The organism is Streptomyces niphimycinicus (assembly GCF_018883605.1).
Taxonomy (GTDB): domain Bacteria; phylum Actinomycetota; class Actinomycetes; order Streptomycetales; family Streptomycetaceae; genus Streptomyces; species Streptomyces niphimycinicus.
The window spans coordinates 1-13,069 of sequence record NZ_JAHLEM010000470.1; the positions used below are offsets into that span (position 1 = coordinate 1).

General features: G+C 72.8%; 11 protein-coding genes and 2 pseudogenes. 6 read left to right on the forward strand and 7 right to left on the reverse strand.

All coding sequences use genetic code 11. The features are described 5' to 3' along the window. Positions 1-274: pseudogene (locus KN815_RS33110) on the reverse strand (hypothetical protein); the annotation flags it as partial. Between the two features lie 172 nt (positions 275-446). Between KN815_RS33110 and KN815_RS33115 the strand changes: the two are divergent. Beyond that, entirely contained in the window at positions 447-1,067 is a 621-nt protein-coding gene (locus tag KN815_RS33115; RefSeq protein WP_216345550.1) for a TetR/AcrR family transcriptional regulator, read from the forward strand. A 57-nt stretch (positions 1,068-1,124) separates the two neighbouring features. Here the strand turns inward: KN815_RS33115 and KN815_RS33120 are convergent, their stop codons facing one another. From KN815_RS33120 to KN815_RS33130, 3 genes are all read right to left on the reverse strand, one after another. Continuing rightward, positions 1,125-1,964, reverse strand: a complete 840-nt coding sequence (locus KN815_RS33120) for a glycosyltransferase family 2 protein (protein ID WP_253209390.1) — start codon at positions 1,962-1,964, stop codon at positions 1,125-1,127. A gap of 207 nt (positions 1,965-2,171) precedes the next feature. Further along, positions 2,172-2,792 (reverse strand): hypothetical protein, encoded by a 621-nt coding sequence (locus KN815_RS33125; RefSeq protein ID WP_216345551.1) that lies wholly within the window; start codon positions 2,790-2,792, stop codon positions 2,172-2,174. Positions 2,793-3,044: 252 nt separating this feature from the next. Beyond that, positions 3,045-3,818: an SDR family oxidoreductase gene (locus KN815_RS33130; RefSeq protein WP_216345552.1), complete on the reverse strand. Its 774-nt coding sequence runs from the start codon at positions 3,816-3,818 to the stop codon at positions 3,045-3,047. Between the two features lie 189 nt (positions 3,819-4,007). Here KN815_RS33130 and KN815_RS33135 point away from each other — a divergent pair, with 189 nt between their 5' ends. Next, positions 4,008-5,630, forward strand: a complete 1,623-nt coding sequence (locus tag KN815_RS33135) for an alkaline phosphatase D family protein (RefSeq protein WP_216345553.1) — start codon at positions 4,008-4,010, stop codon at positions 5,628-5,630. Between the two features lie 83 nt (positions 5,631-5,713). On the opposite strand, the gene KN815_RS33140 is transcribed toward KN815_RS33135, so the two are convergent. Beyond that, positions 5,714-6,727, reverse strand: coding sequence for a Gfo/Idh/MocA family protein (locus KN815_RS33140; protein ID WP_216345554.1), 1,014 nt, complete (start codon positions 6,725-6,727; stop codon positions 5,714-5,716). Positions 6,728-6,817: 90 nt separating this feature from the next. Here KN815_RS33140 and KN815_RS33145 point away from each other — a divergent pair, with 90 nt between their 5' ends. From KN815_RS33145 to KN815_RS33160, 4 genes are all read left to right on the forward strand, one after another. Then, entirely contained in the window at positions 6,818-8,149 is a 1,332-nt protein-coding gene (locus tag KN815_RS33145; protein ID WP_216345555.1) for a multidrug effflux MFS transporter, read from the forward strand. Then, complete coding sequence (locus KN815_RS33150) at positions 8,110-9,213, forward strand: serine hydrolase domain-containing protein (protein ID WP_372458546.1); 1,104 nt, start codon at positions 8,110-8,112, stop codon at positions 9,211-9,213. Before KN815_RS33145 ends, KN815_RS33150 begins: the two co-directional genes overlap by 40 nt. Positions 9,214-9,574: 361 nt before the next feature. Then, positions 9,575-10,885 carry an MFS transporter gene (locus tag KN815_RS33155; RefSeq protein ID WP_216345556.1) on the forward strand — a complete coding sequence of 437 codons (1,311 nt, stop codon included), beginning with the start codon at positions 9,575-9,577 and terminating at the stop codon, positions 10,883-10,885. A gap of 115 nt (positions 10,886-11,000) precedes the next feature. Then, complete coding sequence (locus tag KN815_RS33160) at positions 11,001-11,594, forward strand: TetR/AcrR family transcriptional regulator (protein WP_216345557.1); 594 nt, start codon at positions 11,001-11,003, stop codon at positions 11,592-11,594. 119 nt (positions 11,595-11,713) lie between these two features. Here KN815_RS33160 and KN815_RS50910 read toward each other — a convergent pair. Together KN815_RS50910 and KN815_RS33170 are read right to left on the reverse strand one after the other, a co-directional pair. Next, positions 11,714-11,875 (reverse strand): annotated as a pseudogene (locus tag KN815_RS50910) (helix-turn-helix domain-containing protein); the annotation flags it as partial. A gap of 10 nt (positions 11,876-11,885) precedes the next feature. Continuing rightward, positions 11,886-12,902, reverse strand: coding sequence for a small ribosomal subunit Rsm22 family protein (locus KN815_RS33170; protein ID WP_216345559.1), 1,017 nt, complete (start codon positions 12,900-12,902; stop codon positions 11,886-11,888). Positions 12,903-13,069 lie beyond the last annotated feature (167 nt).

Sequence of the window (13,069 nt, forward strand, 5' to 3'; positions counted from 1 at the left end):
CCGCGAGCCGCGCGCCCAGCGGGACGGCCGCGACCAGGGTCAGCGCGCCGAGCGGCTGGACCAGGGTGAGCGGTCCGTACCGCAGCGCGGCCACATGCAGCAGGGCACCGGTGGAGTTGAGGCCGACCGCACCCCACCAGGCGCCGCGCAGCAGCAGCCTCGGCATGCGGCCCGGGCGCCCGCCGGCGGCCAGCCGCTCCTGGGCCACCGCGGCGGTCGCGTAGGCGACGGCCGAGGCGAGCGCGAGCGCTACGGCTATGACGGTCGGGTTCATCCACCGTGCCTTCCTCTGGGCGCCCATCTGCCTGGCGCCATCGGCACACAAACGTATCGATACGAGAGTGTACCGGTTCGGAGCTGTATCGGTACATGGGTGTATCGGTACGCCGATGTGTCGGTAGACTGCGTGGTCGGGGGCCGGAGTCCGGTGACCGAGGAGGAGAGCCATGGCGACGCAAGGCCCGGAGACGGCCGCGCCGCAGCGCCGTTCCAAGATCAGCCCCGAGCGGGAGCAGGAGTTCTACCAGGCGGTCCTCGATCTGCTCCAGGAGGGCGGCTACGAGGCCCTCACCATCGAGGCGGTCGCCGCCCGCACCCGCGCCAGCCGCTCCACCCTCTACCGGCAGTGGTGCGGCAAGCCCCAGCTCGTCGTCGCCGCGCTGCGCTCCTGCAAGCGCCCCTTCGCCCTGGAGGGCATCGACACCGGCTCCCTCGCGGGCGATCTGCGCGCCGTCGCGGCCGCGGTGGGGGAGGCGGGGGAGAAGTGCGGCGGTGACACGGCGCTGGTGTACGCCGTCGGGCACGCCGCGCTCCAGGACCCCGATCTGCTCCAGGCGCTGCGCGCCGCGCTGATCGAGCACGAGGTGAAGACGATCCAGGCGATGGTCCGCCGGGGCGTGGAGCGCGGCGAGGTGGCCGCGGACAACCCCGCCGTCGAGTTCGTCCCCACCCAGCTCATCGGCGCGATGCGGGTCCGCCATCTGCTGGAGGGCCGGTTCGCCGACCGCGGCTATCTGACGCGCTTCCTCGAGGCGTCGGTCTTCCCCGCCCTCGGGTTGACCCCGTAGGGCCGCCGGTCACGCCAACGGGCCGTCGGCCCGTCAGCCCTTCGGCCCGTCATCCCGTCAGATCACGGGCGGGCGGCCCAGTTTGGTCATCCGCCACACCGTGCGCCAGCGCATCGGGCGGCGCCTGCCGCAGGAGGTGCGCAGCCCCTCCAGGAAGCCGCCCGCCCAGGCCCGCAGCCCGGTCAGGGAGCGGGTGCGGGCGAGCGTGAGCAGTGTCCAGGTGCCGAGGTAGAGCGGGATCAGCGGCAGCGGCAGATGGCGGCGGGCCAGCCAGACCCGGTTGCGGGCGGTCATCCGGTGGTAGACGGCGTGCCGGGCGGGGGATGTCTTGGGGTGCTGGAGCAGCAGCTCGGGGGCGTAGCGGACCTTCCAGCGCGCGTCGAGCGCCCGCCAGGCGAGGTCGGTCTCCTCGTGGGTGAAGAAGAACGCGTCCGGCCAGCCGCCGATCTGCTCCAGCATCGCCACCGACAGGGCGTGGCCGCCGCCGAGGAAGGTGGTCACCTCACCGCCGCGCATCGGATCGGAGGCGCGCAGCCGGGGTACATGGCGGCGCTGGGTCTCGCCCGTCTCGTCGGCGATGCGGAAGCTCACGATGCCCAGGCGCGGGTCCTCGGCGTACAGATCGCGCACCCTGCGGAAGACGTCGGCGTCCACCAGCAGCCCGTCGTCGTCGAGGTCGATGACGACGTCCACGTCGCCGAAGTCGCGCAGCCGCCGCCAGGCGACGTTACGGCCGCCCGAGACGCCGAGGTTCTCCGCCAGCTCGACCGCGGTCACCTCGGCGGGGAACTCCGGGAGCGGGGAGCCGTTGCCGACGACCACGATGCGGGCCGGGGCCACATCCTGCTTCGCGACCGACTCCAGCAGGGCGGCCACCTCTCTGGGCCGGTTGCCCATGGTCAGGACGGCGATACCCAGGCGTGGTTCGGAGGCGGCGGCGGACACGGTGGGACTCCAGGGCTCGGGTGCGATGCCCGCGATCGTATCCGTTCACCCGGAAGGGCACTTCCGTACGGCTGATGTTCATCAATGACTGAGCAGCCGGTCTCCAAGGGCGAGCGGCGCAAAACGGCCGGGCAAGAGCGGGAAGGCCGGGCGGAACGATCAGCCGTCGAGCGCGGCGAGCGCCTTCTTGGCCGCGCTGATGGCGCCCTTACGGATCGCATCGCCGTCGGCGGCCTTGTGGCTCTCGAAGTCGCCGCCGTTGTAGGTCACGGTGACCGTGGCGTTGTCCTGGTGGACCGTCACCACGGCCTCGCGGATGCCCTGGTCGTCGTTCTCGGTGGTCTTCTCGGTCACCGACGCGTCGTCGCCGAGGCCGGGCACCGCGCTGCCGCCCGCGCTCCCGCTCTTCTTGCCCGCGGTGCTCTTGACGTCGTAGGCGATGTCCAGCCAGCGGTACTCGAAGTCGTCCAGGGCGTGCCAGGAGCAGCCCGTGCGGCGGCCCAGGTCGCTGGACTTCAGCTCGTTCCCGGCCGCTTTGGCGCCCGGCACCAGCTCCTTGAGCATCGACTCGGGGAGGGTGGTGCACGCCTCCGCGGGCGGCTTGGCGTAGCGCGGCGCGGCGCCGGTGGCGCCGGTGGCCGGGGCCGAGGTCTGCGGGGAGGGGCCCGCCGGGGTGGCGCCCGCGTCCGAGTCGTCCGACGTCGTCATGGTCACCCCCGCGGCGGCGAGGACGGCGACGGGCAGCAGACGGGCGACCAAGGTGAGCGGCAGAGAACGCACGGCGGTCTCTCTTCGTTCGGATGGCGGTCGTGGGGCGGTGGTGAAAGATGTGGCGCGGTGGGAAACGACCCTGCCATATGGAGCGGGCGTCGAACAGTCCGGGGGTGGGAGAGGGCGCCGGTCCGGGGGCGGGGGAGCGGATGCGTCGGCGGTGGCGTCGGAGCCGCTGTGCCGATGGAGTGAATTACCCGCATCCTCACATTATCTCCACAATTGGAGGGTTATCTAGGACGGGTGACGAACCCTCATCCGTCAGCCGCGGCCGATGTACGGCATCGCCGTCGCCATGACCGTCGCGAACTGCACGTTGGCCTCCAGCGGCAGCGACGCCATATGCCGGACCGTGCGCGCCACGTCCGCGACGTCCATCACGGGCTCGGCCGCCACCTCCCCGTTCGCCTGCGGTACACCGGCCGGCATCCGCTCGGTCATCTCGGTCGCCGCGTTGCCGATGTCGATCTGCCCGCAGGCGATGCGGTACCGCCGCCCGTCCAGCGACAGCGACTTGGTGAGCCCGGTGATGGCGTGCTTGGTGGCGGTGTACGCCACGCTGTCCGGCCGGGGCGCGTGCGCCGAGATGGAGCCGTTGTTGATGATCCGCCCGCCCTGTGGCTCCTGATCCCGCATCAGCCGGAACGCCGCCTGGGCGCACAGGAACGCGCCCGTCAGGTTGGTGTCCACGACCGACCGCCAGTCCTCGTAGGCCAGATCCGCCAGGGCCACACCGCGCGGGCCGAAGCTCCCCGCGTTGTTGAACAGCAGATCGAGCCGTCCGAACCGCTCCCGCACCGCGGCGAAGAGCGCCTCCACCCGCTGCGGACTTGCCACATCCGTCGGCACCACGGGGGCCGGTGGACCGCCGCCGGCCAGCCGCGCCGTCTCGGCCAGGGCCTCCTCGCGGCGCCCCGCCAGCACCACCGACCAGCCCGCCTCCAGGAGTTCGAGGGCCACCGCCCGGCCGACCCCGGAGCCCGCGCCCGTCACCACCGCCACTTTCGACACCACCGACACACGACCGTCGCTCATGGCGCCGCAGCGTACGCCACGTCAGTTCGCCGTGTGGCGGCGCCGATTCGCCGCAATGGTCCCTTTCGGCAACGGACCTCACCCAGCGGCCATATCGATGTCGCGTGCACGCAAGCGGCCGGCCGTCCCCCGACACTGCAATTCCTCTGACGCCACGAGCCAGGGACGCCACGAGCCAGGGGAGAGCACATGGCATATGACTCGCATCAGCGCGCCATACGAGCCGCGGCCGCACGTCTGGGACGCCGCCGCTTCCTCACCGTCACCGGAGCCGCCGCCGCGCTTGCCTTCACCACCAATCTGCCCAGCGCCCACGCCGCGCAGGTGTCCCCGCGCGCGCTCGCCGACAACCCCTTCACCCTCGGCGTGGCCTCCGGCGACCCGCTGCCCGGCGCGGTCGTGCTGTGGACCAGGCTTGCGCCCCGCCCGTACGAGCCCGGCAACGGGCTGCCCGAAGAGGGCACCGTCAAGGTCGAGTGGGAGATCGCCCGCGACGAGAAGTTCCAGCGCGTCGCCCGCCGGGGGACCACCTCCGCGCACGCCGAGTTCAACTACACGGTGCACGTGGACGCGGGCGGGCTCGAGCCGGACCGCGTCTACTGGTACCGCTTCAAGGCCGGGAACTGGACCAGCCCGGTGGGCCGCACCCGCACCACCCCCGCCCGGGGCGCCAAGGTCCGGGACGTGCGGTTCGGCCTGGTGTCCTGCCAGGCGTACCACGACGGCTACTTCACCGCCTACCGCCACCTCGCGGACGAGGACCTGGACGCCGTCTTCCACGTGGGCGACTACCAGTACGAGTACGCGGTCAACTCCGTGGGCGGCGCCCGCAACTACACCGACCGCACCCTCCCCGCGGTGTTCAACGCCGAGACGATGACCCTCGAGGACTACCGGCTGCGCTACGCGCTCTACAAGTCCGACGAGGACCTCCAGGCCGCCCACGCCGCGTTCCCCTGGTTCGTCACCTGGGACGACCACGAGACCGAGAACAACTACGCGGGCGACACCGACGAGAACGGCAGCCCGTCCGAGGAGTTCCTGATCCGCCGGGCCGCCGCCTACCGCGCGTACTGGGAGAACATGCCGCTGCGGATGCCCCAGCAGCCGGACGGCCCCGATATGCGGCTCTACCGCCGCTTCCACTACGGCAAGCTGGCCCAGTTCGACATCCTCGACACCCGGCAGTACCGCTCCGACCAGGCGTACGGCGACGGCTGGCAGTACCCCGGCCCCGAGTCCGAGGACCCCGCCCGCACCCTCACCGGCTCCACCCAGGAGCGCTGGCTGCTCAGCGGCTTCCGGAGCTCCACCGCCACCTGGAACGTGCTGCCGCAGCAGGTCACCTTCTCCCAGCGGAAGAACACCACGGCCGCCCGGTCCAAGCTCTCCATGGACTCCTGGGACGGCTACCCCGCCTCCCGGGAGCGGATCCTGGCCGGTGTCGAGCAGGCGGGCCTGGAGAACTTCGTGGTGCTCACCGGCGATGTGCATGTGCACTACGCCTTCGACATCAAGAAGGACTTCGACGCCCCGGACTCCCGCACCCTGGGCGTGGAGTTCGTCGGCACCTCCATCACCAGCGGCAAGGACGGCGCCGACAAGCCCGACAACTGGGCCACCTACCTGGCCGCCAACCCGCATATGAAGTTCTACAACGGCCGCCGCGGCTATGTGACCGTCTCGCTGGACGAGGAGCGGGCACGGGCCGACTACAAGACCGTCTCCGCGGTCACCACCCCGGGCGCGCCGCTCACCACGGCGGCGTCGTTCGTCAGCGAGGCCGGGAACCCCGGGCTGAAGCAGGTCTGACGAACGGGCGGAGCCCGGCGCGCACCCCAGGCGCCGGGCCTGCCCGGGTCACAGTCCAGGCGCCGGGCCCGGTTCACCCCTCGTCACACCACGCCCTCGTCCTCGCCCGGATACCGCACGCCGAGCCGCTCCCGCGCCGCGTCCAGGGTGCGCATCACCGCCAGCGTGCCGTCCAGCGGCACCAGCGGGGACTCCGTCTCGCCCGCGCGCAGGCAGCGCATCACCTCCGCCGCCTCCCGCTGGTAGGAGCGCAGCCCGTCCACCGCCGTGATCTCCTCCGGATCCCGGCCGGGCCGGTGCAGTACGAAGCGCTCGGGGTGGAAGAAGCCGCGCGGGAACTCGATCCGCCCCGCCGTGCCCGTCACCGCCGCCGTCATCGGCGTATCCGCGGTGATCGAGCAGGAGAGCAGCGCCACCGCCCCGCTGTCCCAGCCCAGCGCCAGGCCCGTGTTCATGTCCACGCCCTCGGGGGAGAGCTGTCCCACCGCCCGTATCCCGTCCGGCTCGCCGAGCAGCAACTGCGCGAAGGACACCGGATAGACGCCGAGGTCCAGCAGGGCGCCGCCGCCGAGCGCCGGATCGCGCAGCCGGTGGTCCGGGTCGATCGGGCCGGGCAGCCCGAAGTCCGCGTGGACCGCCCGGACCTCGCCGATCGCCCCGTCGTGGACCAGCTCGGTCATCCGGCGGACGACCGGATCGCAGTACGTCCACATCGCCTCCATCAGGAAGCGGCCCCGGGCCCGGGCGAGGTCCACCAGCTCGCGCGCCTGCCGGACATTGAGCGTGAACGGCTTCTCGCACAGCACCGCCCGCCCCGCCTCCAGACACAGTCCGGCCGCCTCCCGATGGGCCGAGTGCGGGGTGGCGACATAGATCACATCGATGTCGTCATCGGCGGCCAGCTCCGCCCAGTTGCCGTAGGCGCGGGATATCCCGAACCGCTCCGCGAACCGCTTGGCCGACTCCGGGCGGCGCGAGCCGACCGCGATGACCTGCGCGTCCGCCATCTCCAGCAGATCCGTGGTGAACGAGGCGGCGATCCCACCGGTCGCCAGAATCCCCCACCGCACGGCCCTTGCCCCGGTTGTCCCGGCCATCCCGACCCCGTTCCCCCCTGTCCACAGGAGTTCGAGTCCATTCGAATTGCTGAGAGCATAGAGACGCATCAACGACTCAGGAAGGTACGCATGCAGCAGCCCGGCCAACCGGCCGCCGCTCCCACCCGGGCCGACCGGCCCGGAATCCCGTCCCCCGACACCTCCCGCACCTCCGCTGCCGCCCTCCCCGGGCGCACCGCGCAGCGCCGTACGAGCCTCCTCGTCACCCTGATCCTCGGCGGGCTCACCGCACTCCCGCCGCTGTCCATGGACATGTACCTCCCGGCCCTGCCGGAGGTCACCGACGGGTTCCACAGCTCGGCCGCCACCGCCCAGCTCACCCTCACCGCCTGTCTGATGGGCATGGCGCTCGGCCAGCTCGCCGTCGGCCCGATGAGCGACCGCTGGGGGCGCCGCCGGCCACTGCTCATCGGCATGGTGATCTACGTGATCGCCACCGCCATCTGCGCCTTCGCCCCCACCGCCGGGCTGCTCATCGGCTTCCGGCTGCTCCAGGGGCTCGCGGGCGCGGCCGGAATCGTGATCGCCCGCGCCGTCGTCCGGGACCTCTACGACGGCATCGCGATGGCCCGCTTCTTCTCCACCCTGATGCTGATCTCGGGAGTGGCGCCCATCGTGGCCCCGCTCATCGGCGGCCAGATCCTGCGCTTCACCGACTGGCGCGGCGTCTTCGCGGTGCTCACCGTGATCGGCACCCTGCTCACCTTCGTGGTCTGGCGGTGGCTGGGCGAGACGCTGCCGCCCGAGCGGCGCCAGGACGGAGGGCTCGGCCAGACCCTGCGCACCATGCGCGGGCTGCTCGCCGACCGCGTCTTCACCGGCTACATGCTCGCGGGCAGCTTCGCCTTCGCGGCGCTCTTCGCCTATGTCGCCGGATCGTCCTTCATCGTCCAGGAGATCTACGGCGCCTCACCGCAGACCTTCAGCCTGCTCTTCGGGCTGAACTCGATCGGCCTGATCGCCACCGGCCAGCTCAACGGCCGGGTGCTGGTCGGCCGGGTCAGTATGGACAAGGTGCTGCTGGTCGGGCTGGTCGTGATCACCGTCGCGGCGGCCGCGCTGCTCGTGCTGGCCTCCGGGGTCTTCGGGAAGGCCGGGCTCGTCCCGGTGGCGGGGAGCCTGTTCGTACTGATGTCCGCGATGGGCCTGGCCATGCCGAACACCAACGCCCAGGCCCTGAACCGCACCCCGCACGCCGCCGGTTCCGCCTCCGCGCTGCTGGGCACCTCCACCTTCCTGCTGGGCGCCGTCGCCTCCCCGCTGGTGGGGATCGCGGGGGAGACCACGGCGGTGCCGATGGCCGTCGTCCAGCTCGTCTGCGCGCTCGCGGCCATCGCCTGCTTCGTGGGACTCTGCCGTCCGTGGCAACGACGTACGAATCGACGCGTGACCGTGGTCTGACCCGGCTGCTGGAGATCGTCAGGGCGCTTCCCGAAGGGGAGCGCCCTTGGTGCTCGGGGGTGGCACTGGCCGCCGGGACCGCATCGGGCCCGCTGGCCGAGGAGTCCTTCGGCTGGGCGGTGCGCTACGCGGCGTACGACGAACGGGCCGACCGGGGCGTGGAGCTGCCGCGCGAGCGGTGGCTGCCGGTGCGCCGCGACACCCTCTTCGACCTCGCCTCGCTCACCAAGCTGTGCACCACCATCGTGGCGCTGCGGGCCGTCGAGCACGGGCTGATCGCGCTGGACGGGCGCGTCGCCGCGTACGCCCCGGAGTGCACGGCCGCAGCCGAGCACGGCATCACCGTGCGCCAACTGCTCACCCACACCTCGGGGCTGATCCCCGAACTGCCGCTGTACGAGGAGGATGGGGTGCAGCGGCGGTGGGCCCGGCTCGCGGCCGAGCCGCCGGTCACCCCGCCCGGCACCGCCCGCCGCTACTCCGACCTCAACTTCCTGCTGCTCCAGCGGGTGCTGGAGCGGACCGCGGGGCGCGGTCTTGACCGGCTCGTCCAGGAGACGGTCACCGGCCCGCTGGGCATGGCCGACACTCGCTTCCGCCCTCCCGCCTCCTGGCTGCCCCGGATCGCGGCCACCGAGGACCAGCGGCGGCCCTGGGGCAAGGCGGACCGGGGGATGCTGCGGGGCGTGGTGCACGACGAGAACGCATGGGCGCTGGGCGGGGTCGCGGGCCATGCCGGGCTCTTCGCGACCGCCGGGGACCTGGCGGTGCTGTGCCGGGCGCTGCTGGCCGGCGGCGGGCCCATGCTGTCGCCGGCGTCCACCGAGCTGATGCTGAGCGCGCCGGGGCTGGGCTTCGAGGTCGACCAGCCTTGGTTCATGGGCGAGTTGGCGGGGCGGGGTGCCGCGGGGCACACCGGGTTCACCGGGACGAGTCTGGTGGTGGACCGGGCCCGCGGGGTGTATCTGGTGCTGCTCGCCACGACGGTGCATCCGCGGCGCCGGCCCGGGGACAGCGCGCCCCGCGCGGCGGCGGCGACGGCGCTGGCGCGGGCGGTGGGCTGATCCGCCTCACCAGCCGGTGGTGTCAGGACAGTTGGTCTGATCCGTTCGCCTGGCCGGCCTGTGCCAACTGCCGTGTACCCCCCAACGGCCGCGCTGCTCGACCGCCATGAGGAACGCGCACTGAAGGGGTGCGGGGCTGTGTCGATGTACGGCTCCGCCGCGTGGGCGCGATCGGTCACGACGCCGCGCGGACGATCGACGGCAGGTCAGGGCATCCAGCGGAGCGCTGAGCGGAGCGCCTGGTGTCCTGCGCCTGAGGTTCGTTGAAGACCGCCTCTCCCGCTTGACCTGAGTAGACGTATCTGTCTAATGTGTCGGGATTGAACAGACAGGTCTACTCAAACTTCGGGCGGGAATGGTCATGACGAATCTCTCGGTCGTCCCGGCGTCCAAACCGGCACGCACCTCGGATGCGGCGCCCGCCGCTTCCGGATCCGACTCCGCCGCCGCATCCGCGCGGGGCCGGCGGCTGCCGCCGAACGTGGCGCTGTACGTACTCGCCTCGATCACCATCTCGTTCCTGGCGGCCTCCAGCGCGCCGACCCCGCTCTACGCCGTCTATCAGGCCGAATGGGGCTTCGACCCGATCACCACCACCGTGGTCTTCGGCGTCTACGCGGTGGCCGTGCTGCTCGGGTTGCTCACCATGGGCAAGCTCTCCGACCACGTCGGCAGGCGGCCGGTGCTGCTGGCCGCGCTGGCGGCGCAGGCCACCTCGATGGTCGTGTTCGCCACCGCCGACGGCGTGTCGGGGCTGATGGTCGCCCGGGTCGTCCAGGGACTGTCGGCCGGCGCCGCGCTCGGCGCGATCGGGGCGGGGATGATGGACATCGACCGGCCGCGCGGCACGATCACCAACGCGGTCGTCCCGGGCATCGGCACGGCGACCGGCGCGCTGGTCTCCGGCCTCGTCGTCCAGTTCCTGCCCGCCCCCACGCTTCTGGTCTACCTCGGGCTGCTGGCGGTCTTCGTCCTCCAGGCCATCGCCGTCGCGCTGATGGCCGAGACGGTGACCCGCAAGCCGGGGGCGCTGGCCAGCCTGGCGCCGGAGATCAAGCTGCCGCGCGCCGTACGCCGCCCGATGCTGGTCGCCGCGCCGGTGCTGTTCGCCGTCTGGGCGCTGGCCGGGCTGTACGGGTCGCTCGGTCCGTCCCTCACACGGCAGTTGACCGGTTCCAGGTCCGAAGTCCTGGGCGGGCTGAGCCTGTTCGTGCTCGCCGGGGTGGCCGCCGTCTCGGTGCTGGTCCTGCGGAAGGCGGCGACCCGGACGGTGATGCTCACCGGCATCCTCGCGCTGCTCGCCGGGGTGGCCCTCACTCTCGTCTCGATCCGCGATTCCTCCCCCACCGGCTTCTTCGTCGGCACCGCCATCGCGGGCGTCGGTTTCGGCAGCGGGTTCCAGGGCGGCATCCGTACGGTGATGCCGCTGGCCCGGCCGCATGAGAGTTCCGGGGTGCTGTCGCTGCTCTTCGTCGTCTCCTATCTGGGCATGGGGGTGCCCGCCGTGATCGCCGGGTTCCTCGTCGTTCACGCGGGTGGACTGACCGCCACCGCGCAGGAGTACGGCGTCGCCGTGATCGTCCTCGCGGCGTTCGCGCTGCTCGGGCTGGTGCGCGGCGGCCGGGACGGGGCGGCGGTCCTGCCGGGTGAGCGGGTCGGCGGCAACACCTGAGGGGTGGACTCCGGCCGGGACTCGGCCGGGACTCGGCCGGGACTCGGTCGGGACTCGGCCGGCGGGGCGCGGCCGGGGCATAATGTAGACAGATCTGTCTGAAGGAGTGACCGTCATGGCGAGTGTCCGGAGCACCGCTAAGCCGTCGGCGCGTGAGCGCCTGCTCGCCGCCGCGAACGAGCTGTTCTACGCCGAGGGCGTGCAGTGCGTCGGGATCGACCGGGTCATCGAGCACGCGGGCGTGGCCAAGGGGTCGCTGTACAACACCTTCGGCGGCAAGGAGCAGCTCGTCCGGGCGTACCTCGACACGCGGCACGCCGGCACCGTCGACCGGATCACCCGGGCCGTCGCGGAGCGTGACACGCCCCGCGAGCAGATGCTGGCGGTCTTCGAGTCCCAGGGGCGGCAGTTCGACCGGCCCGACTTCCGCGGCTGCGCCTTCATCCGCGCCGGCGCCGAGGCCAGCCCCGGCGGGCTGGTCCAGGAAGCGGCGGACGCCTTCCGCGGCTGGATGCGCGAACTCTTCACCCGCCTCGCCGCCGAGGCCGGCGCCGCCGACCCCGATGCCCTGGGCCACCAGCTCCAACTCCTTTACGACGGCGCCGGCATCTCCGCTCTGATGGACCACGACTCCACGGTGGCCGCGACCTCCCGCGCGGCGGCGACCGCCCTGATCGCGGCGGCGACGGGCGCATCCGCCGAGGCATGAGCGGCGCTCGGCACGCGGGCCGGGACCGCGAGCGTGAACCACGAGATGCGCCAGGACTGCTGACGCGGCGTCGGTAGAGCGGCCGGGCCAACGTGCCGGGCTGCCGGCTCCGGTCGGGCGCCGGGGCGAGGCTTGTCCGCCAGACCGTCCAGGCGCGACTCCAGGAATCGGCGGCGCCACTTGCCCACCGTCTGTGGCCAGATGCCGAGTTCAGCGGCCATCTGCTGGTTCGACTTCCCCTCCGCGCAACCCAGCACGATCCGGCACCGCTGAGCCAACGAACTTCAGGCGCTAGCGGGGTGGCTCCTCCTCGGGTGGCCAGACGTCGCCCCAGGAGACATCGCGGGCGGCCCGGTACAGCGGTCCCTGACGCTTGGTCACCGTGGTGCGGGCCAGCCCCGCCTCCGGGGCGCACAGGTCCAGCAGTACCTGGCCCTTGCGGATCTGCGGGCGGCGCACCACCCGCGCCCCGGCGGGTGCGGCGTCGAACCGTACGGCCGCGACATAGCTGAACTTCTCGTCCTCGTACGGCAGCGAACCGCCCTTGACCTGCCGGTGGAGGGAGGAGCGGCGGACCCGGGCGGCGAAGTGGCACCAGTCGGCGCCGGGTTCGATCGGGCAGGCCGCGCCGTGCGGGCAGGGGGCGACGATGCGCAGCCCGGCCGCCAGCAGCCGGTCCCGCGCCTCGCGGATCCGCAGATAGCCGTCCGGGGTGCCCGGTTCGAGCAGCACCACGGCCTGGGCCGCGCGGGCCGCCTCGGCCACCACGGCCTGCCGGTCGGCCTCGGTCAGCTCGCCCAGCACATAGCTGACGGTGACCAGGTCCGTCCCGTCCGGCAGCGCGAGCCCGTCGCCGATGGCCCGGCGCTGCCAGCGGGCGGTGCGCAGCGCCTCGGAGGGCGCCTGCCCGGCCAGTTCGCGGCCGAGGGCCAGCGCGGGCTCGGCCCAGTCCAGGACGGTGGTGGTGTGCCCGTCCCGGGGCCAGGTGGCGGCCACCGCCCAGCTCGCCGCGCCCGTACCGCCGCCGATGTCGATATGCGAGGCCGGGGCCCAGTCGGGCGTGCGGGCGCGGAAGGCGGTGAGGGCGGCGCGCACGGCCTCGAAGGTCGCGGGCATCCGGTACGCGGCGTAGGCGGCGACGTCGGAGCGGTCGCGCAGCACGGGCGCGTCGGTCGGGGTGCGCCCCCGGTAGTGGCCGATCAGCCGGTCGACCGCCTGGGCCGCCTGGCGGGGCGGCAGACCGTCGAGCAGACCGGCGAGCGCGGTCTGCGGCGTCTCGTCGGTGCGGGTGGCGTCGGGGGCGTGCATTCGGCGGATTCTACCGGCGGGAAGGGGCGCCTTCGGCGCCTGGGCGGGGGCCGCCAGGGGGTCGCGCTGCCTCTGGGTGGCGCCTTCGCCGTCTGGGCCGGGAACCTTCCGCGCGGTCCGCTGTCCCCAGGGTCGTCTCTGTCGCGCGGATCGGGGGCTGGGCCGCT

Coding starts and splice junctions, on each gene's coding strand:
- KN815_RS33115 (WP_216345550.1), top strand. CDS start 447: ATGGCGACGCAAGGCCCGGAGACGGCCGCGCCGCAGCGCCGTTCCAAG.
- KN815_RS33120 (WP_253209390.1), bottom strand. CDS start 1,964: ATGGGCAACCGGCCCAGAGAGGTGGCCGCCCTGCTGGAGTCGGTCGCG.
- KN815_RS33130 (WP_216345552.1), bottom strand. CDS start 3,818: ATGAGCGACGGTCGTGTGTCGGTGGTGTCGAAAGTGGCGGTGGTGACG.
- KN815_RS33135 (WP_216345553.1), top strand. CDS start 4,008: ATGGCATATGACTCGCATCAGCGCGCCATACGAGCCGCGGCCGCACGT.
- KN815_RS33140 (WP_216345554.1), bottom strand. CDS start 6,727: ATGGCCGGGACAACCGGGGCAAGGGCCGTGCGGTGGGGGATTCTGGCG.
- KN815_RS33145 (WP_216345555.1), top strand. CDS start 6,818: ATGCAGCAGCCCGGCCAACCGGCCGCCGCTCCCACCCGGGCCGACCGG.
- KN815_RS33155 (WP_216345556.1), top strand. CDS start 9,575: ATGACGAATCTCTCGGTCGTCCCGGCGTCCAAACCGGCACGCACCTCG.
- KN815_RS33160 (WP_216345557.1), top strand. CDS start 11,001: ATGGCGAGTGTCCGGAGCACCGCTAAGCCGTCGGCGCGTGAGCGCCTG.
- KN815_RS33170 (WP_216345559.1), bottom strand. CDS start 12,902: ATGCACGCCCCCGACGCCACCCGCACCGACGAGACGCCGCAGACCGCG.